Origin of the sequence: Veillonella parvula, from assembly GCF_002005185.1 — a bacterium.
GTDB lineage: Bacteria > Bacillota > Negativicutes > Veillonellales > Veillonellaceae > Veillonella > Veillonella parvula_M.
Window position 1 is genome coordinate 862,346 of record NZ_CP019721.1, and the last position, 23,034, is coordinate 885,379.

Genomic DNA, 23,034 nt, shown 5'->3' on the forward strand with positions numbered 1-23,034 from the left:
CTTTAGTTATTACTAAGCTAAATAAGTCTCTTATCTTTTGATGGGGGCTTTTGTATTTTTTATAAAAATTGGTATACTGATTTTAAGTTATAGATTTTGGTTTAAATAGTTGTTTGAAAATAGAGGTCCTATGAAAACTACAAAATCTTTTGGCAACCATTCCAAATATTCTCTCCATGATGCAAGGGTACAGAAAATAGAATATGCAGATGATAATTTGATCCTTACATTTGATTACATTTTTTCTTACGAAAACGGTATTGAACAGACTCATAAGGCTCAAGTTGTATTTGAGACGTGTGATATAGATTTTTTTGAAATTCTCGTGTTTAATACTACAATTCTAGATACTTTCACAGGTAAAAGAATTGAGTTACCTCAGTATCAACAGGATTATAGGGAAAGCGAATTTTAGGTCATTACGGAGACCTATAATTGGGGGCACGCTGTATTGCAAGGTTGGTTATGGACCGAAGGAAATCCCGTACACTGTATAATGAACATATACTTTAAAGGTGATATGGTATATGTAGTTGATGAGGACTAATATGAGCGATTTAGGTTTTACTATTTGCTGCATAGTTACATTCTTTAGTAAGAAGAGAACAAGTCCACCGAATTTAAATTATGGAATGTACTATCCTCATATCGTTATAAAAGGCACTGAGGAATATCTTAGTATCAATTTTATTGATGGTGAAGATGTCATCTTTGATAAGCCAATTCAAGCGAATGCTTTGCCAGTATATGAAACCGTAGATTATTCTGCTATACGAGCAGGTACTGAGTTCTTTATCATGGAAGGCGGAAATATTGTTGGTGAAGGGATTGTAAAAGAAATCTTTCAACATAAACCGTATGGAGTAAATAACTATGGGCTATAAAAATGTATGTGTAAACTGCCGAATCTCCTTGTCGGAGGGCACAAACTACGAGTTGTTTAACAGAAATAAAACCTGCCCTACCTGTAAAGGTAAAATGTACTTTGTGAATGAGAAGTTCAAAGCCCCTAAAAAATCTAATGACAAAGAGTGGAAGATTATAGAGTATTTGTTGTTGAGCGGCTATGATTTCCGTAATCCTTATTGTGGACATGAGCAATGTATTTATTTTGAGTTCCCTAAGAATCTGCAAGAGGCAGAAGAGTTTATCCGAGAAATGAGGAATTTAGACTAAGTCAGGAGGTTTCGTATGGTACTGCAAGTTATCGATTTTTCGTTCTGGAATGAAATGTGGAAACAAAGTTATTATGATCGTGAGAAAGGGATTCGGGCGAATCCATTATTAGAGTATTGGGACAAGCGGGCCAATGATTTTTCTCTTATGCGTAAAAGCAATGACTACGACTTTGGACGGAAGGTGTATGCTGCTTTAAGTAGTGTCTTAACACCTGATTCTAGTATGTTAGACATAGGTGCTGGTCCTGGTTCTTTTACAATTCCTTTTGCTCAACATATTAAATCTGTTACTGCTATTGAGCCGTCAAAGGGCATGGTGGCAGTCCTTAAAGAAAATGCCAAAGAATTAAACGTTGAGAATATTAACATCATTGAAGAATTGGTTCAGGACTTACCCCAAGATGGCTCTCCAGACTTTCAATTTGATCTGGTAACCATATCTCTTGTGCTTTGGATGTTCCCTGATGTGTGGCCTCGGCTTTTACAAATGGAACAATATTCTAAAGGCTATTGTGCAATCGTAGCTGGCATTCCCGATTGGAAGAATCCTCGGGAAGCTAGCAAATCTGATGTACAAGAGTTTCAAATTCTGTATAATATGTTACTTTCACAAGGGCGCTCACCTAATGTAAGCATCATTGATTATAGATGTGAACGTACTGTAGAAGATGAAATCGAGTGCCGAAAGATCATATACGAACAGTACTATGGAGACTTAACGCCAGCAGCAGAGGAACAAATCAAAAAAGAAATCATAGCAAAATCTAAGGACAATAAATGTTTGATTTCCTCTCGGTCTGCTATAATTTGGTGGAATCCTAAGGAAGTTGTGTCACACACCTAAGATATAGTTGATAAATGGATTAGAAAAGGCAGTAGCATGATTAATATCGTTAAGGGCGATAGGGCGATTACCTATACCGAAGAAAGAAACTTTACCCCTCAGCAGGTAGCAGAACTGTTTTTATCTGTTCGTTGGGTGGTGGGCAAGTATCCTGATAGATTGCACAAGGCACTAATGAATTCATCGCGCGTGATTTCTGCTTGGGATGGAGATCGTTTAATAGGTCTTATTCGTGTCATGGATGATAGCGAACTTGTGTGCTTCATCAATTATGTGCTAGTTCATCCTGATTATCGGGGCCGAGGTATTGCAGGGCACTTGCTAGAAATGGTGAAAGACGCTTACAAATCGTATTTGTACATCAATGTTATGATTGGTGAAAGCAAGAATGCGACTTTTTACGAGAAGCATGGTTTTAAGATTAAAGACGATTCATTGCCGATGCAGTATCGCAATGTACCTAAATATACGAAAAAGTAAATTTAGTAAATATAAGATTCAGCAGAAAAAGGCTACACGTAACATCTCTACGTGTAGCCTTTATGGCGTAAACCATTTATACTAAAAATGATTTATTTTAGCTGACTCATTTTAAAATGTGCTCTATACAAATACATAAGTGCATAAGTACATAAAGAAGGATATTAATATGTTAATACGAAAAGCGACAACCGCAGATTTAGATGTAGTTACATATATCGAAGCAACTTGTTTTCCTCCTGCTGAAGCGGCACCTCGTGAGGCTTTTAAGGAACGATTAGACCGTTATGCAGGGCAGTTTTTAATTGCCTTTGACGGCGATACACCAATTGGTTTTATTGATGGCTTCGTATCTGATGATGAAATCTTAACGGATGAGATGTTTGCCGATGCTTCTTTGCATAACCCTAACGGTGCATGGCAGATGATATTTGGCTTAAATACATTGCCAGAGTATAGGAATCGCGGTGTAGGTGGTAAGTTAATTGGGGCGTTTATCGACCTTGCGAGAGAGGAAAAACGTAAGGGTGTTATTCTAACCTGTAAGAAAGAAAAGATACCTTATTATGCCAAGTTTGGTTTTGTAAATGAAGGTGAGTCTGAGTCTGATCACGGCGGTGCCAAATGGTATCAAATGCGCCTTGAATTGTAGAGAAAAAGTTATTAATCGATAAAAATAAATTATAGAATTTGACGGACATTTTTACAGATTGTCCTAATGAGAAACTAAAACTCCGCTTAGTGGTTGAGTTTTAGCTTCTTTTTTGCTGAAAAGTATAGATTTTACAAGAATAGCTGTACCCCTATATGTTTATTGACACTGTATATCCCGCATGCTACGATGAGGAAAATCACATATGATTGGGTTAGGTGTCTATTGACTTAATAGAGAATTTGGTACAAGCCAAAGCGGTCACGCCACTGTAACAGCGAGGTACTTTGCATAGAGGGTGAAATGCTCTCGGTCACTGAAGTTTTTGGGAAGGCGCAAAGTAACGTTAAACTGGAGCCAGGAGAACTGCCTAATTAACAATTGCCAATTGACCTGCGAGAGACAGGGATGGGGATTGATATAGATGAATTTATACTAGCTATGCATAGTTGAAAGCTCATACTATATGCTAGCTTATTAGGCGTGGTAGTTAGTCTAACTGAGATGACAGCCCGTTTCCTCTTCGTGGGGAAACGGGCTTTTTATGTGCACTTATAGTGATAGTTTTAGTTGAGAGAAGAGGGATACTTATGTTCAAACAAAAGAAGTTTATGGCTTATTTAGCCACGGTTTTCCTCCTAATTGTTAGTATGCTCATCGCTGCATGTGGAGGTCCTAGTGAGACAAAGAAAGATACGGCGCAAAATAACAAGCCAATCGAAATCACAGACGTAACAGGACGTACGGTAACGCTCAAAAAGCCAGCAGAGAGAGTTGTTTTACAATGGAGTGGTGCGGGTGGTCCATTCTTTACGATTTCCGCACTTATGGGCAAGGATACACCGAAGGTCATTGCCGGTATGGATACATCCTTACAGGATTATAGAGCGGATATGTGGAAGCACTTTACTGCAGAAATGCCTGAGTTAGCTAAGATTCCTGTAGTTGGTACCATCGGTGATAAAACATTTAACGTGGAGCAAGTTATTTCCTTGAACCCAGATGTTATTTTCATTCCTGTTGACTTGAAAGAACAATATGAGTCCGATGCTAAACCAAAACTAGATGCAGCAGGTGTACAAACGATTTACATTGACTACCATGCTGAAAAACTTGAAAGTCATCAAAAATCCATCGAAGCCATCGGTAAGGCTTTGGGTAAAGAGGAACGTGCCGCAGAAATCAGCAAGTTCTATACGGATCGTGTGACAAGGGTTCTGGACCGTGTTAGTAAAATTAATAAACCAAAACCAACAGTTTACCTTGAAGTTGGTATGAATGGTCCGGAAGAATTTGGTAATTCTTTTAGTAGTAATTACTCTTGGGGGGCATTAGCTACTATGGCTGGTGCTGATGTCATCACCAAGGATGTTATTAAGAAAACGTCTCCTATTAATCCAGAGTTTATACTTGAAAAAAATCCAGATATCATCATGATCATGGGTTCTTACTGGCCTAAGAAACCAACTTCTATGCGTTTAGGTTTTGAAGCAACCGAAGCATCATCTCAAGAGTTGTTGAAAGCTTTCACCACAGAGCGTCAAGGTTGGAGTGATTTGAAAGCCGTTGAAAATAAACAAGTTTATTCCGCGCATCATGGCCTTCCACGCGAAGTATTTGATGCGGCCGTATTCGAATATTTAGCAAAAACATTCTATCCTGAAGAGTTTGCGGATGTAGACCCAGAAGCTACACTTAAAGAGTTTTATGACAAATTCTTGCCATATTCTTACAGTGGTATCTGGTTTATGCATATGAATTAGGGTTGTGTTGTGCGTGAAGGAGCTGATGATGTAAAACCCAAATAAATGCTGTTATATATTGTGTTTATTAGAACTTATTAAGTTTGGAATCGAGGTATTCTATGGTTAAGAAAAAGAAATTTATGGCTTATTTAGCCACAGTTTTTCTACTGATTGTTAGCATGCTCCTGACTGCATGTGGTGGCCCTGGGGATGCAAAAAAGGATGCAGCTCAGACTGGTAAATCTATTGAGATTACAGACGTAACTGGTCAAAAGGTTACGTTGAAAAAACCAGCAGAACGCGTAGTAGTTCAATTGAGTGCTTCTGGTGGTGCGTTCTTGACTATGGCTGCGTTGCAAGGCAAAGATGTGGCTAAGACTATTGTTGGTATTGACCCTTATTTAAGCAAATTGCGTACAGATATGTGGGATCGCTACAAATCTGAAGTGCCAGAGTTGGAAAAAATTCCTCTCATTGGTAACGTAAATGATAAAACATTTGATGTGGAAAAAGTAATTTCCTTAAACCCAGATGTTATTTTCATGCCTTTATATTTCAAAGATCAATATGAAGCTGATTACAAACCTAAAATTGATGCAGCTGGCATCCCTACTATCTATATCGATTATCATGCGGAAAAGCTTGAAAATCACCAAAAATCTATCGAAGCTATCGGTAAAGCATTGGGTAAAGAGGAGCGTGCAGCAGAAATCAACAAGTTCTATACTGACCGTTTAACAAGAGTTATGGACCGCATTAGCAAAATTAATAAACCAAAACCAACTGTTTACATTGAAACAGGTAACGAAGGTCCAGAAGGTTTAGGTTTTGCGTATAGTGGAAACGTAGCATGGGGCGCATTGGCAACGCAAGTTGGTGGCGACCTTATTACAAAAGATGTAGTTCAAAAAGCAGGTCCTGTTAACCCAGAATTTATTTTGGAAAGAAATCCAGATATCATCATGATCATCGGTTCTTATTGGCCTAAGAAACCTACATCCATGCGTTTAGGCTTTGATACAAATGAAGCAAAATCTCAAGAGTTATTGAAAGCTTTCACCACAGAACGTCAAGGCTGGCCTGAATTGAAAGCCGTTCAATCTAAAAACGTATTCTCTACTCACCATGGTTTACCTCGTGAAGTATATGACGTTGCAGTATTCGAATACTTAGCTAAAACATTCTATCCTGAGGAATTCAAGGATGTAGATCCTGAAGGCACACTTAAGGAATTCTATGATAAATTCCTTCCATTCTCTTACGGTGGCGTTTGGTTTATGCATTTGAACTAAAAAGGAGTTTTTCGTAGTGACAGAAACTAACAATCAGTACGATTATAAGAAACAGAGCTATAAAAAGCTCATGTTTATTATCATTGGTCTGATCATTTGTGCGGTAAGTTTTGTTACCGATATTATTGTAGGTCCTGCATCACTTACGTTAAGTGATGTATGGCTCGCATTAACAGACCCAGTAGAGGTTTCCAAAAACGCATATGTTATCATTTGGTCGATTCGTATTCCGACGGCCATTATGGCGTTGCTCGTAGGTGCTTCTTTGGGCATTGCTGGTGCTGGCATGCAGACTATCCTTGATAACCCGTTATCTAGCCCGTATACACTTGGTATATCCGCAGGGGCTGGTTTCGGTGCATCTCTCATGGTCGTTGTAGGCGCTAGTGCATTAGAGTTTTTAGGCGTCTTTATGGTTCCATTCGGCGCCTTCGTATTTGCTAGTTTGACGAGCTTCTTTATCTATTCCATCAATAAGATTAAGAATTTCTCCTCTGAAACGATGATTCTCGCCGGTATCGGCATGATGTTCTTGTTCCAAGCGCTTCAATCCTTGATGCAATATATGGCATCTCCTGAGGCCCTTCAAAACATCGTATTCTGGACGATGGGGAGTTTAGCTAAGGCAAATTGGGTGAACATCTCTATTGTTCTTATCGTGCTAGCAATCATGCTTCCGCTTATGATGCGTGAATCTTGGCGTTTAACAGCATTAAAATTAGGCGATGAAAAGGCTTCCGGTCTTGGTGTTAATGTTGAAAGCTTACGAGTAAAAGTGTTTGTTTTCATCTCCATCATTACAGCCGTTGCTGTTTCTTTCGTTGGAACCATTGGTTTTATCGGTATTGTAGGACCACATATTGCACGTATGCTTGTGGGTGAGGATCAACGGTATTTCTTACCTCTCTCTGCAGTGTGTGGTATGGCGATTTTGTCTCTCGCATCTATTGCGAGTAAGATGCTCGTTCCTGGGGCGATGTTCCCAATCGGTATTGTGACGGCAATCATCGGTGTACCTTTCTTCTTCTCGTTGGTATTGACTAGGAAAAGGAGCTATTTCAAATGATTGAAGTTCATAATCTAACCTTTGGTTATTCCGCTACGGAAGACGGACAAATCTTAAAGGGCGTTGATTTTGCTGCTAAAACAGGTAAATTGACTGCGCTCATTGGTACTAACGGTGCTGGTAAATCTACACTTTTAAAAACAATTATGGGTATCTTGAAAGGCAAGGGCGAGATTTCCGTTAATGGTAAACCTGTATCTCAATATTCTACAAAGGATTTTAGTAGTACAGTGAGCTATTTGTCTCAAGATAATGACTGTAAAGTCAATCTATCTGTTTTTGAAGTCGTTATGCTAGGGCGCATGGGATCCATGTCCTTCCGCGTAAGTGATGAGGATATTGCAGCCACACAAGAGGTATTGGAACGGTTGAACTTACAGCGCTTTGCATCGCGCAGCATCATGGAGCTCAGCGGTGGTCAACGCCAACTTGTGTTCATGGCACAAGCCCTTGTAAAAGAACCTAAAATCTTAATTCTTGATGAACCGACAAGTGCTTTAGATTTGCACAAGCAATTTGATTTGTTAACATTGCTAAAAAATCTGACTCAAGAAAATGATTTTACAACACTCGTAACATTGCATCATCTTGATCTGGCGGCTATGTTCGCAGATGAAATCATCGTGCTCAAAGAGGGTAGAGTATACGCTCAGGGCGCACCGAAAGACATCTTTACAGAAGCCATGATGGAAGATGTATATCGTGTTAAAACAAAAATTTATATCGATGACAATGGGCTACCTCATGTTATTCCATTAGAAGCTATTATTAATTAATAGGATTCTTTGTGATTGCGTTGAGCTTATTATAGTGTTGGTACTATCTGTTATAGATAGTCATTGACGTGAATCCAGTTATTAATAGGATGTAAGACTATTAGTTAAAAATAAAAGAGGCTGAAATCTTTGCAGAGCAGCATTGATTTCAGCTTCTTTTTGTTGGGAAAAGTATTGGTATTGTATTTAAATAATCTCTTTAACCTGTGCTATACCCTTATCAGTAAGCACGTAGTGTCCATTTGTCACATATAATAGACCTTGTTTCTTTAGCTGTGAAGCAGCTTGATGCGTATAGTCAGGTCTCCAGTTCAAATGCTCGTGAATGGTACCGATGCCGTTTTCAACGTGCGCAATAGGTGTATCCATATGCGTATAAATGTGGCACAGCATCATCGTTTCTCGATAGTGACGACGCAAATGACGTTGACGGCGGTATGTGGCGATATAGCCTGTCTTTGGTGTTGCAATAACAGCGATAATCAGTGCGATACCGATGGTGGTTGCAATAGAACCCGCGATGGATACGTCCATGGTGAAAGATACTTCCGTACCGACGACAGCACAGATAATACCGATGATGATACTGCTAGTAAGCATGGCTTTCACAGAGTCCGTCCATAAATAAGCGATGACCGCAGGCCCAATCATGAGGCCGATGACGAGAATGGCACCTACCGCTTGGAATGAGGCTACAACGGTGAGGGATACCATGGTCATCAGCACGTAGTGGATGAGGGCAGGCATAAAGCCGAAGAGCCCTGCTAGTAGCGGATCAAAAGTAGATAATTGCAATTCCTTGTAGAATAGCATGACTAAAATTAAATTGATGAGCGCCACGCCTAGAGAAATCCATAGTGATACAGGCCCCAGGTCGGTGCCGTTCACAATCCATCGATCAAAGGGTGCAAAGGCTATTTCGCCGAGCAATGCGGTATCTACATCGAGATGAGCGTTACCGCTGTATAGGCTGACTAGAATGATGGCGATAGAGAATAGAAGCGGGAAGATGATGCCGATAGACGCATCTTCGTTGACAAGCCCCGTATTGTGTATCATTTCTGTAAGCCATACGGTGCCTACACCAACCAAGGTAGCCCCGACGAGTAGAAATGGAGAGTTTAAATCTTCCGTCATAAAGAAAGCGAGCACGATGCCAAGGAATACGGTGTGCGTAATGGCATCGGCCATCATGGACATGCGACGCAATACGAGGAAGACCCCAGGGATGGCACATGCGATGGATACCGCAATGGCAATGAGCAATATCTCTGTATGAACTGTCATGGGGCACCTCCTATGCGAGGTTGTGCGTCCTCTGCTACGTAAATACTTTGCTGTGCCTTGGATTTGGGAGCCCTTGTGGTTTCTAACAATAATGCGTGCTTTGACTGTCTATTTTTGCGGAACTGCCAGAGCATACCTCGGTTAGGAGCAAAGATGAGGCTCAATAATACGAGAATCGATAAAATGACGATGATAGCTGGGCCTGTCGGTAATTTTGGGACCGATGTACTCCAGATAGTACCGCCAATGGCGGATATCATGCCGAAACATCCTGCTAATATACACATGGTGCCCAGTTTATTCGTCCACTGTCTTGCCCCAACGGCGGGTGCAATGAGGAGGGAGCTAATTAAAATAGCCCCTACCGATTGAATACCGATGATGATGGTCATGATCAATAATGAACGATATAAAATAAGGGTGAAAGTGACGGGAATTTGTAGTGTTTTAGCGTATTCTACATCGAAGGAAATGAGCTTTAGCTCCTTCCAGAATAATGCGGTTAACACGATGATGATGAGCGCTGCTGCAGATGTAATGTACACGTCGCGCGCCAATATGGTGGCTGCCTGTCCAAATATGAATTTTGAAAGCCCCGCCTGACCAGCATTGTTTAAGCTTTGTACATAGGTGAGCAATACCATACCGAGCCCAAAGAAGGCGGAGAGTATGGTGGCTAAAGCGCCATCAAATTTGATTTTGCTATTTTCTACGGTAATGCTAATGAGCCAAGCCGCAGTGATAGAGGATAGGGCAGCACCGGCAATGAGAACCTCGATATCTTTGATGCCTGTGAGCAAGAAGGCGATGACCACACCGGGCAGTGCCGCATGAGATAGGCCATCACCGATGAGGCTTTCCTTGCGAAGTACCGCAAAGGTGCCCGCAATACCGCTAGCGAGGCCTAAGAGCGCCGTGCCAAGTAGTACCATCTGCGTCGTATAGGATTGGAGTATGGTCATACAATCCTCCCCTTGCCGTAGGTGCGCTCAATAGCTTCGTCCGTAAATGTATCTGCTACGGGGCCATAGGCGATAGTTTGTTTGTTTACCATTGTTACCCAATCGAAATATTGGGGCACCGTATTTAAATCGTGGTGGACGACGATAACCGTTTTGCCGCGAGCTTTCATTTCTTGTAAAAGAGAAATAATAGCGTGTTCTGTGGTTTTATCGACGCCCTTGAAGGGTTCGTCCATGAGGTAAATATCTGCCTCTTGGACGAGGGCTCTTGCGAGGAAGACGCGTTGTTGTTGTCCCCCTGAAAGCTGGCGAATTTGTCTGTCTACATAGTCGCTCATACCCATTTTTTCAATCATGGAGAGGGCGAGTTCCTTATCCTTTTTGCTAGGACGCTTAAACCAACCTAGATGACCATAACGACCCATGAGTACTACATCTAGTACGGTAGTGGGAAAGTCCCAGTCTACGCTACCACTTTGAGGGACGTAGGCGATTTTCTTGTAATCATTTTTGTCCATCGCTAAGTGGTGATCGATATAAAATTTTACACTTCCTGAGATAACTGTTAGTAGGCCGAGCATGGCCTTTAATAATGTGGACTTACCGGCACCATTAGGGCCGACAATGGCCGCTAAGGAACCGATGGGTACCTTCATATCTACGTCCCATAATACGGGTTTTGTCGTATATGCTACGGTCATATCTTCAACTTCAACGGCCCATTCCATGGAAACCTCCTTGTATTAATGAGTGCCACTAGCTAATATTGCTAGTAGCACATGTACTTACAATAACAAAGTAAATTTGAGTCTATTTAAGTTAGTATACGTAAATTTAATTTGTCTTATTTAATTAAGAAAATCTAGCAATTGATTATTTAAGTGCTTTGGTAATTGTATCAATATTGGCTTTTACCATGCCGATATATGTACCGCCTTCAGTGCCTTCGGAGCCGAGAGAGTCAGAGTATAATTCGCCGCCGATGGAGACGTTCCAACCTTTAGCTTTAGAAGCTTCTTGAACGGCTTCAATTGTTTTGTGAGGTACAGAAGACTCTACGAAGATAGCTTTGATTTTGTGGTCTACGATAAATTGAACGAGGTTATTCATATCTTGTGTGCCTGCTTCGGTGGCAGTGCTTACACCTTGCAAACCTTTTACTTCAAAACCGTACGCGCGAGCAAAGTATTGGAATGCATCATGAGCTGTTACAAGTACGCGAGATTCTTTCGGAATAGATTCTGCTTGAGCTTTAACGTACGCATCAGTTTCATCTAACTTAGTAAGATATGCGTCATAGCGTTTTTTGTAATCTTCTTTATGAGCCGGATCGGCTTTAGCAAGACCTTCGTATACTGCTTTTGCTGCCAGTTTCCAGTTAGCAACGTCAAACCAAATATGAGGGTCTTTTGTTTTTACACCATCTTCTTCGTCAAAGTCGAGCAATGTAGCTGGATCAATGGCGTCAGATACGCGGATGGTCGCTTTATTTTGCTTTGTTAGGTTATCGAAAATGGAGCCCATTTTACCTTCCAAGTGAATGCCGTTGTATACTACTACATCCGCTTTAGACATAGCTGTTACATCGCCTGCACTCGCTTGATATAGGTGAGGGTCTACACCAGGTCCCATGAGACCTTGAACGGTTACATGGTCACCGCCGATTTCTTTTACTAAATCCGTTAACATCGTCGTTGTAGCTACGATATTAAGTTTTTTCTGACTATCTTGGGCTGTGTCTTTTCCGCAGCCTGCAAGGGCAAATACTATAAGTGCTAATGATACGACGACTAATAAAATTCGATTAAATTTCATAATAAGCCTCCTTTTTAATAGATACTAAATTTAAAAACATTAATGACTTTGTTTGAGGGAAATATTTTGTTCTAATAATGAAATAATTTGAAGAAGGAAAATATCTCTCTGAATCTAAACGGAAAAATAGCCGCTACTAACGTAGCGGCTAGTGGCAGTTATACGGTCTTCTGCTAAGGTCAAAATAATCTAGGGAATAAGTGCTTGTAGATGGCTAGGCCCAATGAGGGCAACGATACCAAGTACCATCATGACCTTCATTTGAATACGCTTTCTACGTCTCATGATGAACCTCCTTTGTGTAGTTTTTTGTCATATCAACTAGATATGTGAGTTCGAACAGTTATCTTGAATTCAATATATCATAAATGAGAAATTTTATCAATAAGAATTTATTCTTTTAATATTCATCTTTATTTAGTATGATATTATGCATAGATAAAAGGTTAATAAGGAGGCTTCTTATGAATAAATTATTCCGATACGCTGCTGTAGCAGTACTCGTTGCATCTTTTGGCATGGTAGGTGATTATACAGCTGATGCAGCGAAGTTTTTAGAATCTCCAAGGGAGGTTACTATTGTAAAACCTGAGTTGCCTGAAATCCCTCAAACCGCTACGGTAGCGCCTGATATGCGCGTACGCTTCTTGATTGATAAAAAAGGTAATGTTAAAAATGTTTTCGTAGAGCGCTCTTCTGGATATGCTCCTGTTGATGAAGCAGTAAAAAAAGCAATTTTGCAGTGGAAGTTTACCCCTGCTATTGGCACAGATCAAAAGGCACACGAATCCATTATTGGGATGACAATTACTCTGCCTAAGCAAGCTGTGAAAGCTAAATAAGGAGAAAATGATGAATAAAGTGTTGCGTTGTATTATCTTAAGCTCATTGTTTGTAATGAGTATGGTAGCTTCTGTGTTGGCAGCTCCATATGATCCACCAGTAGCTATAGCTACACCACCTATTGACCGAGCATTGCTCGCTGCCTATGGTGAAGCTGCTCATGGTGCAGATATACGTTTTACCATCAAGGAAGATGGTTCTGTAGGGGACGTTGAAGTTGTCTCATCTAGTGGCTCTAGTGCTCTTGATGCAGCCATTGTTGATACTATTTCTAAATGGAGATTTAGTCCTGCCACAGATTCTAATGGTAAACCTGTAGCATCTTCTAAAACTGAATATATTGATTTTAAAAACTAATCAAAGGCACTCATACAGAACTGCACTCCAAAAATTGGACACAATTTTTGAAGTGCAGTTTTTGTATGCCAAAATATTCTAAAAAATAAAGTAAGGTTATTCACTTTCATAACATTGGATTCGTAAATTTTAAAAATAAATCAAAATTGTATCTGTAGCAACTGAAAATTACTTTCAAAATGGTATAATAAAAATATAATTATAGATTAGCCCGTGGAGGTATAAGCATATGAATCCATTAAAACAAAAGCTAGATATTAACAATGAACGTTACAGAATTATTGTGTCCATTAAAGAAGATTATTTAGATGGTAAATTGTCCTTAGAAGAGGGCAATCGCATTTTAAAAGAGAAACTAGGTACTTGTACACCTGATGAGTTTGCCTATGCAGAGCAAAGCTTGAAAGGTGTTTACAAGGACGAAGAAATCCTAGAGAAAATGGATGATCTCTTAGATCTATTTGATGGCGTTTTGGTGCGTGCTGAAAATGAGTATCCTGAGAACCATCCGTTGTGGGCGTACTTGGAAGAAATCAACGCTGTTGAAAAGGTAGCCCTTGAAGCAGACGAATTGTTGAAACAAGAGAAGTTTATCAAAAATCCGTGGCTCGGTGTTTTTGATTCCTTAGCAGAGTGGAGAACTCATCTATCTCGTAAGCAAAATCAACTGTATCCAATGCTTGAGGACCACGGTTTTGACCGCCCAACGCGCATTATGTGGACCTTTGATGATGCTGTGCGCGATGCTATCTCTGCATCCTATGCATTGCTTCGGGAAGATAAGTATGAAGAATTCCTAGCGTCTGTGCCAGAAACTTTGGCGAAATTACGGGATTTGAATTCTAAAGAACTAGAAGTTTTACTGCCGACTTCTTATAAATTGTTGAGTGACGAAGAGTTTGTTCGGATGAGTAAAAATGACCATGAAATTGGTTATGCTATCATCAATGCGCCAGGCTTATATGTAGTGCCAGGTATCAATGATTCTGCGGCGCAATTGAATGGTAATAATTCAGCTCAAGGTGGTGCTGTATCTAACGAATTCTTAAATGATTTAGCCGGATTGCTATCTAAATATGTAGGCCCTGTTGGTGCGGCGCCCGCTGGTAAGGATGCAGTCCTCGATGTAGCAACGGGTAAATTGACATTAGAGCAAATTAATTTGTTGTTCCGTCATTTACCGGTAGATTTATCCTATGTAGATGAAAATGAACTAGTTAAGTTCTACAGCGATACGGCACATCGTATTTTCCCTCGCAGTGCGAACGTTATCGGCCGTGAGGTGAAGAATTGTCACCCCGCAAAATCCGTTCATATAGTAGAGGAAATCGTAGAGAAGTTCCGTTCTGGCGAACAAAGCCAAGCGGAATTCTGGATCAATAAACCAGGCTTGTTCATCTATGTTATCTACACAGCGGTGCGCGATGAAAATGGTAAATTCCGCGGTGTATTGGAAATGATGCAAGACTGTACTCATATCCGTGAACTTGAGGGTTCTCGTACATTGTTGACTTGGGATAAAACTGATTTTGTAGGCGATGGTGGTAAGGAAAAATCTTTGGCTCAAGAGGCAGCAGAAGAGGTAGAAGAAGAACCATTAACAACTGATGCAAATGGTCGATTCCATATCGATGCAAAAACAACATTGTCTAATCTAATTAAACATTGTCCGGATATTGTAGATCATTTGATTTCTTTAAATCCTAAATTCGAGAAATTAAAAACACCTATGGTAAAAGTAATGGCCAAGGTGGCAACAATTAAGATGATGGCAGAACGTGGCGATTTTGAGGTAGATGATCTAATTAGTAAAATCGATGCATTTATCAATAAAGATAAGAAATAGTTGTACTTTCAAACGTGAAAGAGGCAAGTGCTTAGGACTTTGCCTCTTTTTCGTTTTGCTATTTGACTAGTTGATTTGTACATATAACTAGTTACTTTGTAACTCTGTCTAGTTTTTAAGGTGTTCCATTGCATACTAATAGTTTCATGCCGCTAGGTATTAATTTATTACATTACAAATGTGTTGCACTAATTCAAAATAAACATACATTAATTTCCTATAAATCATCTGTTTTATGTATACAAATTTGATTGAACAGGGTAAAATAGAAAATAATGAAAGTATTTGCCTTAGCAGTGTTTTCATGTACAACATTACTTTTACAAGAGAAATTACTAATATATTTAAAGGTGAGGATCTAGATACTATGTCGACAAGACGCGTTTGGAAGCAAAGTGAAATCAAAACAAACCCATTATTTTCTATGATGCGCAGTACAATTGAAACTGCATTCTATGGGAACAATGTAACTCCTGTAACATCTGTGGCACAAGCGTATCAATTAGCCTCTGAAGAGCCAGGTGTTATCGTCCTCGATATGCCAGTATTTAAACCGTTAGAGCAAGGTTTGCCAGCTGATGCAAAGGTTCTTGTTACAAACGATGGTAAAACTACTGGCCGTTATGCTAAAGCTCGCCGCATTATTGGCGATGAAGGCATAGATGAAGTTGAACTCGCTAACATTGCACGTGACGCAGTATATGATAGCCGCAATAAAGAGTGGATTTCTGCGGAATCTATCGTTGGTCTTGATAAAAAATTCACAGCTCGTGCTCATTTGATGATTCCAAAAGATCACGCGTCTATTTTATATTCTTGGCTTATGAACTTTAAGTTCTTTGATGCGGCTGTAAAAGAATTCTACAACGATAGTGTAGACATTCCGGAAGGCGATATCTATATTTACTCTGATCCTGACTATGTTGTGCCAGGTCATCCAGGTGGTCTTGCTATTTTTGACCCTGCTCATAACTGTGCCATGATTCTTGGTATGCGCTACTTCGGGGAGCATAAAAAAGGTACGCTTACACTTGCGTGGTCCTTGGCAAACCGCTTTGATTATGTTGCATGCCACGGCGGTATGAAACGTTACAACCTTGAAGGGGGCAAATCCTACACTATTGGTGTATTCGGTTTGTCCGGTTCCGGTAAATCCACATTGACTCATGAAAAACATGATGGTCGTTATGATATTTCTATCTTGCATGACGATGCGTATGTTATCAATACAAACGATTTGAGTTCTATTGCTCTTGAACCTACATACTTTGACAAAATGCAAGATTATCCTGTGGAACATCCTGCTAACGAATTCTTGTTGACGCTACAAAATGTAGGTGTAACGATGGATGAGGATGGCCGTAAGGTTGTACTGGCCGAAGATGTGCGAAACAGCAATGGACGTGCTATTAAATCTCAATTCTGGACAGATAACCGCGTAAACTACGTAGGTGAACCTGTTAATGCGATTGTATGGCTTATGAAAGATAAAACATTGCCACCAATCCTTAAGATTTCTGATCCTGTATTGGCTTCTACAATGGGTGCAACCCTTGCGACTCGTCGTTCTACAGCAGAAAAACTTGATGCTCACGTCGATCCAAATGCGCTTGTTATCGAACCATATGCAAATCCATTCCGTACATATCCATTGGTTCGTGATTATGAAAGCTACAAAAAATTATTTTCTAAATGTGGCGTAGAGTGCTACATCATGAACACCGGCTTCTTCTTGGAAAATAAAATTCCTAAAGAAGTTACTCTTGATTTATTAGAGCGTTTAGTAGAAGGTACATTAGAATTTAAACCGTTCTGTGAATACGAAAATCTTTCTTATGTAGAGGTTCCTGGTTTTGAACCTCCATTCGAAGTACGCGAGTATCATCACCAATTGCACCAAGCTTTTGAGTTCCGCTATGATTATGTAGAAAAACTTAAAGGTCATAAAAACGAATTACCTCAAGAAGTATTGGATGTACTTAAATCTTTAATGTAATCTAAAAATTAAAAAGGGCTGTAATAGAATGCGGTTTTACCGCATACTATATGTAGTTCGTTTAACTTATAAGACATACCAAGAAATTTAGGTTTGTAAGGCACTAAATTTCTTGGTATTTTTTTATTTTCCCCATGTATATGTAACGTATATTTTAGTAATATATAGTTATAATAGAAATAATGTTTTATTATAAGACTTGTATATGTACATAGTTATAAGGACTCGTATATGGACATAAAAGACATTAAATATATTAGTACCATCGTTGAGATGGCATCATTTTCTAAGGCATCTAAAAAGTTATATATTTCTCAGCCGGCGTTGAGTCAGGGAATTCGTCGTATTGAAGCAGAGCTAGGAGTTACGTTGTTTGTTCGTGATCGTACAAAAGTCGTGCCAACGGCTGCGGCATTACAAATTGCAAAAGAGGGCATGCCGTTAGTTTTAAAGGCGGAGGCTTTAACGCAATCTATCATTAATCAAGGCACAGATGTAGCCTATCATGTGCGTATCGGCTTGTCTCAATTTTATGGACATCATATGCTCGGGAAAACATTGAAAAGCTTTCAACAGATTGAACCGTCTTGGGAGTTCCATGTTGTAGAGGGTGAATCTCACTTCTTGGAACAGCAAATTTGTGATGGTTTAGTAGATGTAGGGTTATTCCCAACGCCGATTTATTCTCAGGATCTTGAAAGTTATCCCGTTTTAGATGAGCAGATTTTATTGGCCATTAGTGTGGAAAATAAGAAGGCTATAGCCATTGCAGATTCTCTCATGACTGGTGATGGAATTCGAGAAATTGCACCCTTTGGAGCATTTCCGTTTATTTTGCTAAGAGAAGGACTCAAATTACGGACGTTGGTAAACCGTTTATGCCAAGCGGAATGCTTTGTGCCCAAAGCCGTCATTGGCTCTGAAACTCTAGATTCATGCCGGTCCTTGGTAGAAGATGATTATGGTATTACATTCTTGCCGAGCACGCTCAATAGAAAGGGGGATGACGATAAGGTTAAATTCTATCCTCTTGCATCGAAACTTTGTTTCCGCCAATTAGTTCTTGTGGCGAGGTCTGATCGGGCAAAACGTTTCCATTTATCTGAAGTAGCACATATCATGCTGCAATTTTTGTAGTGTATAGGTATAAAGATAGTTAGGTGGCATATCCTGAGGGGTGGATCATATTAATAAATTAATAATTAATATATAAATTAATACGTAAATCAATCAATTAATCAATAAAATAAAGAGACTAATTCCTGTAAAATTTAGGAATTAGTCTCTTTTTATTTATGAAAAGAAACTGAAAAAATCGAATTAAATAAATATAGTAATTATCATATTCTTAGATATAGATGCGTCAAAAATTTCTCAAATTCTAATTGACAAATGTCTTTTCAGAAAATATACTTATAGTAGATTAAAACATATTTAGGAGATAGGATTTAAAACCCATCATTGTAGTGGATTTAAAGTGAATTAAAAGTAGAATATGTTTTTGTTTTTATTGGTTGGCCTATGTAGGCCCCTAGGAGGTTTCAAATGAGTAAAGATGTGGAAAATAAAAATACCCATGAACACAATCATGGTGAACAACATGGTCACGACCATAATCATGAACATCATTGCCACTGTGGCGGTCATGATCATCATGGTCACGACCACGATCATCAACATGACCACGATCATAGTCATGCAAAGGCTCTTCCGACGGATAAATGGGTGCCACACACTCATGAACCAGGGGTACCTCATGAACATGGTGTAAATGACTACATGAAAGCTGTTGCTGAGTATCGTAAAACATGGCCTACAAAACAAGATGTAATTGAACAAACACCAGATCCTGCTGTGCGTGAAATGATTCTTCGTATGGAGCAAATCGGTTGTGATACGGTATTTGACCGCTTTGATAAACAACAACCACAATGTACATTTGGTATTGCTGGTATATGTTGTCGTATCTGTTTCATGGGCCCTTGTAAAATTACACCTAAGAGTCCTCGTGGTGTCTGCGGTGCGGATGCTGACCTCATCGTAGCTCGTAATATGACACGTGCTGCTGCAGGTGGTTTGACTCAACATGGTGCACATGCTCGTGAAATCTTGATTTCTTTGAAAGCTGCTGCTAATGACCAATTGGACATTCCAATTTTAGGGGAAGAAAAAATCCGTACTGTATGTAAGGCTTTCAACATCCCTGAAGAAGGTCGTTCCTTGAAAGAAGTGGCTAATGATTTAGCAGATGTATTGCTCGAAGATTTGAGCCGTGCATTGCCAGGTGAATATAAAACAATTACAGCTATGGCTCCTGCAGAGCGTCGCGAAGTTTGGAAAAACTTGGATATCTTGCCTGTTTCCGCATACAATGAAGCCTTTGATGCATATCATCGTACAACCGTAGGTACAGATGGCGATTGGGAAAGCAACATGAAACAATTCTTACGTTGTGGTCTTGCGTTCACATTCACAGGCGTAGTGGCCGCAGATATCGCTACTGATGCATTATTCGGTCAAGGCGGTCGCCGTACATCCAAAGTTAACATTGGAGCCTTGAAAAAAGGGTATGTTAACATCGCTGTTCATGGTCACTTGCCAACATTGGTTTCTCAAATTTGTAAGATTGGTGCGTCCGAAGAGTATTTAGAAAAAGCAAAAGCTATCGGAGCTAAAGGTATTCAATTCTATGGTATTTGCTGCTCTGGCTTATCCAGTATGTACCGCTATGAAAATGTTATTCCATTGTGTAATGCTATCGGCGCTGAGCTCGTACTTGGTACAGGCGCACTCGATTGCTGGGTAGCTGACGTACAAGACGTATATCCTGCTATCATGGACGTAGCACGTTGCTTCAACACAAAGGTTATCACTACATCTGATGCAGCTCGTTTACCAGGTGCTGAACACATCGGCTACGATCATCATCACACTAACTTGGCTGAAACAAAAGATTTGGCTCGCAAAATTTTGGATCGTGCTCTTGAAGCGCATGAATTGCGTAAAGGTATGCCTGTATTCATTCCGCCATACGAAATCACAGCAGAAGTTGGCTTCTCTCCAGAATCCACTGTTAAACATTATGGTTCCTTCAAACCATTGGCAGAGGCTTTAAAATCTGGTAAAGTTCGCGGTATCGTTAACGTAGTAGGTTGTTCTAACCCTCGTGTTATCTATGAAAAGGCAACTGTAGATATTGTTGATACACTTATTAAAAATGGCTGTATCATCCTTACAAACGGTTGTGCATCTTTCCCATTGATGAAACTTGGCTATTGTAATACAGATGCTAACAAGAAATGTAGCCCTGCATTGCAAGAGTTCTTGGGCGATGATCAACCACCAGTATGGCATGTGGGTGAATGTGTAGATAATGCGCGTTCCTCTGGTATCTTCGGCGGTATTGCTGCAGAACTTGGCCTTAACTTACCTCAATTGCCATTTGCTATGTCTAGTCCTGAATGGTCTAACGAAAAAGGTATCGATGCATCCCTTGGCTTCCGCCTAATGGGTATTAACTCTTACCACTGCGTTGAACCACCTACACAAGGCTCTGATGCTGTAACAAAATGGTTGAAAGAGGACACTAAAGACATCTTAGGTTCTGTTATGTATGTTAATACAGATCCTGCTAAAGTAGCTGAGAAAATCTTGGCAGATATCGATGAAAAACGCGCTGCTTTAGGTTGGGCTGAAGTAAAATAGTAATTAGTAAATTATAGTTTATAATAAGAAACGCTCAAAAGCGTAATGGTTATCGTATTTCCTTAAGCTTTTGAGCTTTTTTCTTTATATAAGAGTATAGTGTTACTTGTTAATTCGTGAGTTCTTACAAACCCTTTACTATTAACCCTTATGGTAATATGTATATAGACTTAACAATATGTATAAGTTTATGAAGCAACGAAAAAAGGACTCTATATAGAGTCCTTTTTTCATGTAAGGGGAGTGTTAGTATTAATATCAAATGAAACATGTATTTAAACAAGTAGTAGGTTTGGGGTTAGTATTACTTGTCGGGAGATAAATACACGTACGGTAACCAGGGAATTGTTACCTTTGTCTATCATTTGACATTATCATTATAGGAAGGGTAAATGAGTTAAAAATGAAGAAATTTAATAAATTTCTTTAAGTTTCTTATATTTGTAAAAAACATGGTAATTAATTTTAATTATTGTTGATAAATATGGGACAATTTTGGTATTATATAAAGGAGAAGTTGTATATTTTATAAAGGTTTATCCACATTAAGCTTTTATAAAATATACAGCTCGATAGCATGAGAGGGGCAGTCATATGAGTAAAATATTCACCATATTAACACTTTTGTGGCTACTCAGTATAGGGGGGACTACTAACGCAACGGACTGGTACTATGTTGGACCAGATGCATCAGGAAACCAATTATTTATTGACAATGACAGTGTACAGAAGAGTGATTACGATGCACTTTTGTGGCTGCGAGTTAATGAACTGGGTGGCGACGAATTGCGATATAAAGTTTATATCAGTAGATATAATCGAACCATGGAAACATTGAAGGTAGATGCGTACATGTCAGACGGGACGCCGTATGAGAATGTAGAATTTAATGAGAATCCTGAGCCCATTGCGGGTAACACAAATGGTCAAGCCATTTACATTTTATTATGGAAATAAAAGAACCATCTAGTACAGCAAACTAGATGGTTCTTTTTATGTGTAAAATATTTATAAAGCATTAGGGAATAATTTATATACTACATCCTCTAGATATGGAGAATGGTATATATGAGGTTTTTAGACTTGAGCTGTATTGCGAGTCAACTCCAAGTCTTGAATCATTTGGAGATCGTCTTGAGGTGAACGACCGCCAGTGGTTAAGTAGCCACCAACCATGATACCGTTTAGGCCACCTTTTAGAGCATAAGCTTGTAAGTCCCGTAGATTTACTTCGCGACCGCCTGCAGTACGAATCAATGCATTTGGCAAGATGAAACGGAATACGGCGAAGGTACGTAAGATATCCAATGGACGTAAAGCTTCGTTGCTTTCAAATGGAGTCCCTTTAACAGGATTCAAAATGTTTAATGGCACGGAGTCAATATGTAAACGTTTAAGTTCGAACGCCATTTCTACGCGTTGTTCTAATGTTTCGTTAAGGCCAAGAATGCCACCAGAGCAAACACGGATGCCTGCTTTTTGTGCATTATCTATGGTAAACATTTTATCTTCGTAGGAATGTGTAGTACAAATATCTGGGAAGTGACTAGGTGCCGTTTCGATATTGGAGTGGTATCGAGTAACACCAACTTCTTTTAATTTGAGTGCTTGTTCGTAAGTTAACAACCCAAGAGAACAGCAGATTTCAAGGCCAATTTCGTTTTTGATACGGCCTAATACGTGGATGATTTGATCAAATTCATCAGGGTTATTAGTATTACGACCACTTGTTACGATGGAAAAACGAATGGCACCAGCCTTTTTAGCTTTACGTGCTGCTTGGAGAATGCTTTCTTCATCCATGAAAGGATACTCCTGAACGCCTGTGTTGTGGTGTGCGGATTGAGCACAGAATTTACAGTTTTCAGGACATTTGCCGGATCGAGCATTAACAATGGCGCATACATCTACAGAATTATCATTGAAATGTTGGCGAATTTTATCAGCCATAGCGAGTAGAATCATAGTATCATCATCTGAAGTATGAATTAGCTCGATTGCTTCTTCTTTTGTAATTTCGCCGCCGTTCATGATGCGGTTTGCAATGGTAAGTATTTTTTCGTATGTACCCACTTGGGATGGTTGTTGATCTATAGGCAAAGCCATAATAGCCTCCAGGAAATTGTTAACTTAATAAAAACATAATATATTGACAATTTGATTGTAAACGTTCGCGTATAAATTGTCAAC

The 23,034-nt window shown here is 39.6% G+C and carries 21 protein-coding genes, 1 pseudogene and 1 riboswitch; of the genes and pseudogenes, 17 read left to right on the forward strand and 5 right to left on the reverse strand.

Annotated features, from left to right (window positions below; translation table 11 throughout):
• Positions 1-130 precede the first annotated feature (130 nt).
• The 10 genes and pseudogenes from B1A77_RS03815 to B1A77_RS03860 all read left to right on the forward strand — a co-directional run bounded on the left by B1A77_RS03815 (position 131) and on the right by B1A77_RS03860 (position 8,033).
• Positions 131-547: pseudogene (locus B1A77_RS03815) on the forward strand (hypothetical protein).
• A 1-nt stretch (position 548) separates the two neighbouring features.
• Entirely contained in the window at positions 549-884 is a 336-nt protein-coding gene (locus B1A77_RS03820; RefSeq protein WP_077707996.1) for a hypothetical protein, read from the forward strand.
• Complete coding sequence (locus B1A77_RS03825; RefSeq protein WP_077707997.1) at positions 874-1,176, forward strand: hypothetical protein; 303 nt, start codon at positions 874-876, stop codon at positions 1,174-1,176. Before B1A77_RS03820 ends, B1A77_RS03825 begins: the two co-directional genes overlap by 11 nt.
• A gap of 15 nt (positions 1,177-1,191) precedes the next feature.
• Positions 1,192-2,022 (forward strand): class I SAM-dependent methyltransferase, encoded by an 831-nt coding sequence (locus B1A77_RS03830; protein WP_077707998.1) that lies wholly within the window; start codon positions 1,192-1,194, stop codon positions 2,020-2,022.
• A 36-nt stretch (positions 2,023-2,058) separates the two neighbouring features.
• The gene (locus B1A77_RS03835) at positions 2,059-2,502 is read left to right on the forward strand and encodes a GNAT family N-acetyltransferase (protein ID WP_077707999.1); all 444 of its coding nucleotides are present in this window, start codon (positions 2,059-2,061) and stop codon (positions 2,500-2,502) included.
• A 169-nt stretch (positions 2,503-2,671) separates the two neighbouring features.
• Positions 2,672-3,154, forward strand: coding sequence for a GNAT family N-acetyltransferase (locus tag B1A77_RS03840; protein WP_024061320.1), 483 nt, complete (start codon positions 2,672-2,674; stop codon positions 3,152-3,154).
• A gap of 199 nt (positions 3,155-3,353) precedes the next feature.
• Positions 3,354-3,542: riboswitch (cobalamin riboswitch) on the forward strand.
• A 202-nt stretch (positions 3,543-3,744) separates the two neighbouring features.
• Positions 3,745-4,917, forward strand: coding sequence for an ABC transporter substrate-binding protein (locus B1A77_RS03845; protein WP_077708000.1), 1,173 nt, complete (start codon positions 3,745-3,747; stop codon positions 4,915-4,917).
• A gap of 101 nt (positions 4,918-5,018) precedes the next feature.
• Complete coding sequence (locus tag B1A77_RS03850) at positions 5,019-6,191, forward strand: ABC transporter substrate-binding protein (RefSeq protein WP_077708001.1); 1,173 nt, start codon at positions 5,019-5,021, stop codon at positions 6,189-6,191.
• Between the two features lie 16 nt (positions 6,192-6,207).
• Positions 6,208-7,257, forward strand: a complete 1,050-nt coding sequence (locus tag B1A77_RS03855) for a FecCD family ABC transporter permease (protein WP_077708002.1) — start codon at positions 6,208-6,210, stop codon at positions 7,255-7,257.
• A complete protein-coding gene (locus B1A77_RS03860) occupies positions 7,254-8,033 on the forward strand; it encodes an ABC transporter ATP-binding protein (RefSeq protein ID WP_077708003.1) in 780 nt (259 codons plus the stop codon). Before B1A77_RS03855 ends, B1A77_RS03860 begins: the two co-directional genes overlap by 4 nt.
• Positions 8,034-8,219: 186 nt before the next feature.
• Here B1A77_RS03860 and B1A77_RS03865 read toward each other — a convergent pair whose 3' ends face one another.
• The 4 genes from B1A77_RS03865 to B1A77_RS03880 form a co-directional block, all read right to left on the reverse strand.
• Positions 8,220-9,320: a metal ABC transporter permease gene (locus B1A77_RS03865; protein ID WP_077708004.1), complete on the reverse strand. Its 1,101-nt coding sequence runs from the start codon at positions 9,318-9,320 to the stop codon at positions 8,220-8,222.
• Positions 9,317-10,282 carry a metal ABC transporter permease gene (locus B1A77_RS03870; protein WP_077708005.1) on the reverse strand — a complete coding sequence of 322 codons (966 nt, stop codon included), beginning with the start codon at positions 10,280-10,282 and terminating at the stop codon, positions 9,317-9,319. Before B1A77_RS03870 ends, B1A77_RS03865 begins: the two co-directional genes overlap by 4 nt.
• Positions 10,279-11,010, reverse strand: coding sequence for a metal ABC transporter ATP-binding protein (locus B1A77_RS03875; protein WP_077708006.1), 732 nt, complete (start codon positions 11,008-11,010; stop codon positions 10,279-10,281). The genes B1A77_RS03870 and B1A77_RS03875 overlap by 4 nt, the downstream gene beginning before the upstream one ends.
• A gap of 145 nt (positions 11,011-11,155) precedes the next feature.
• A complete protein-coding gene (locus tag B1A77_RS03880) occupies positions 11,156-12,097 on the reverse strand; it encodes a metal ABC transporter solute-binding protein, Zn/Mn family (protein WP_077708007.1) in 942 nt (313 codons plus the stop codon).
• A 464-nt stretch (positions 12,098-12,561) separates the two neighbouring features.
• Between B1A77_RS03880 and B1A77_RS03885 the strand changes: the two genes are divergently transcribed.
• The 7 genes from B1A77_RS03885 (at position 12,562) to B1A77_RS03915 (ending at position 21,801) form a co-directional block, all read left to right on the forward strand.
• Entirely contained in the window at positions 12,562-12,939 is a 378-nt protein-coding gene (locus tag B1A77_RS03885; protein WP_077708008.1) for an energy transducer TonB, read from the forward strand.
• A 10-nt stretch (positions 12,940-12,949) separates the two neighbouring features.
• The gene (locus B1A77_RS03890) at positions 12,950-13,297 is read left to right on the forward strand and encodes an energy transducer TonB (protein ID WP_004697914.1); all 348 of its coding nucleotides are present in this window, start codon (positions 12,950-12,952) and stop codon (positions 13,295-13,297) included.
• A gap of 229 nt (positions 13,298-13,526) precedes the next feature.
• Positions 13,527-15,143 (forward strand): PAS domain-containing protein, encoded by a 1,617-nt coding sequence (locus tag B1A77_RS03895; RefSeq protein ID WP_077708009.1) that lies wholly within the window; start codon positions 13,527-13,529, stop codon positions 15,141-15,143.
• A 367-nt stretch (positions 15,144-15,510) separates the two neighbouring features.
• The gene (locus tag B1A77_RS03900) at positions 15,511-17,139 is read left to right on the forward strand and encodes a phosphoenolpyruvate carboxykinase (ATP) (RefSeq protein WP_077708010.1); all 1,629 of its coding nucleotides are present in this window, start codon (positions 15,511-15,513) and stop codon (positions 17,137-17,139) included.
• A gap of 231 nt (positions 17,140-17,370) precedes the next feature.
• Positions 17,371-18,276, forward strand: coding sequence for a LysR family transcriptional regulator (locus B1A77_RS03905; RefSeq protein ID WP_077708011.1), 906 nt, complete (start codon positions 17,371-17,373; stop codon positions 18,274-18,276).
• A gap of 408 nt (positions 18,277-18,684) precedes the next feature.
• Positions 18,685-20,844: an anaerobic carbon-monoxide dehydrogenase catalytic subunit gene (gene cooS / locus B1A77_RS03910; protein WP_077708012.1), complete on the forward strand. Its 2,160-nt coding sequence runs from the start codon at positions 18,685-18,687 to the stop codon at positions 20,842-20,844.
• Positions 20,845-21,438: 594 nt separating this feature from the next.
• Positions 21,439-21,801, forward strand: coding sequence for a hypothetical protein (locus tag B1A77_RS03915; protein ID WP_008603073.1), 363 nt, complete (start codon positions 21,439-21,441; stop codon positions 21,799-21,801).
• Positions 21,802-21,921: 120 nt separating this feature from the next.
• On the opposite strand, the gene bioB is transcribed toward B1A77_RS03915, so the two are convergent.
• On the reverse strand, positions 21,922-22,950 hold the full coding sequence (gene bioB / locus B1A77_RS03920) for a biotin synthase BioB (protein ID WP_077708013.1): 1,029 nt from the start codon (positions 22,948-22,950) through the stop codon (positions 21,922-21,924).
• Between the last annotated feature and the right edge of the window lie 84 nt (positions 22,951-23,034).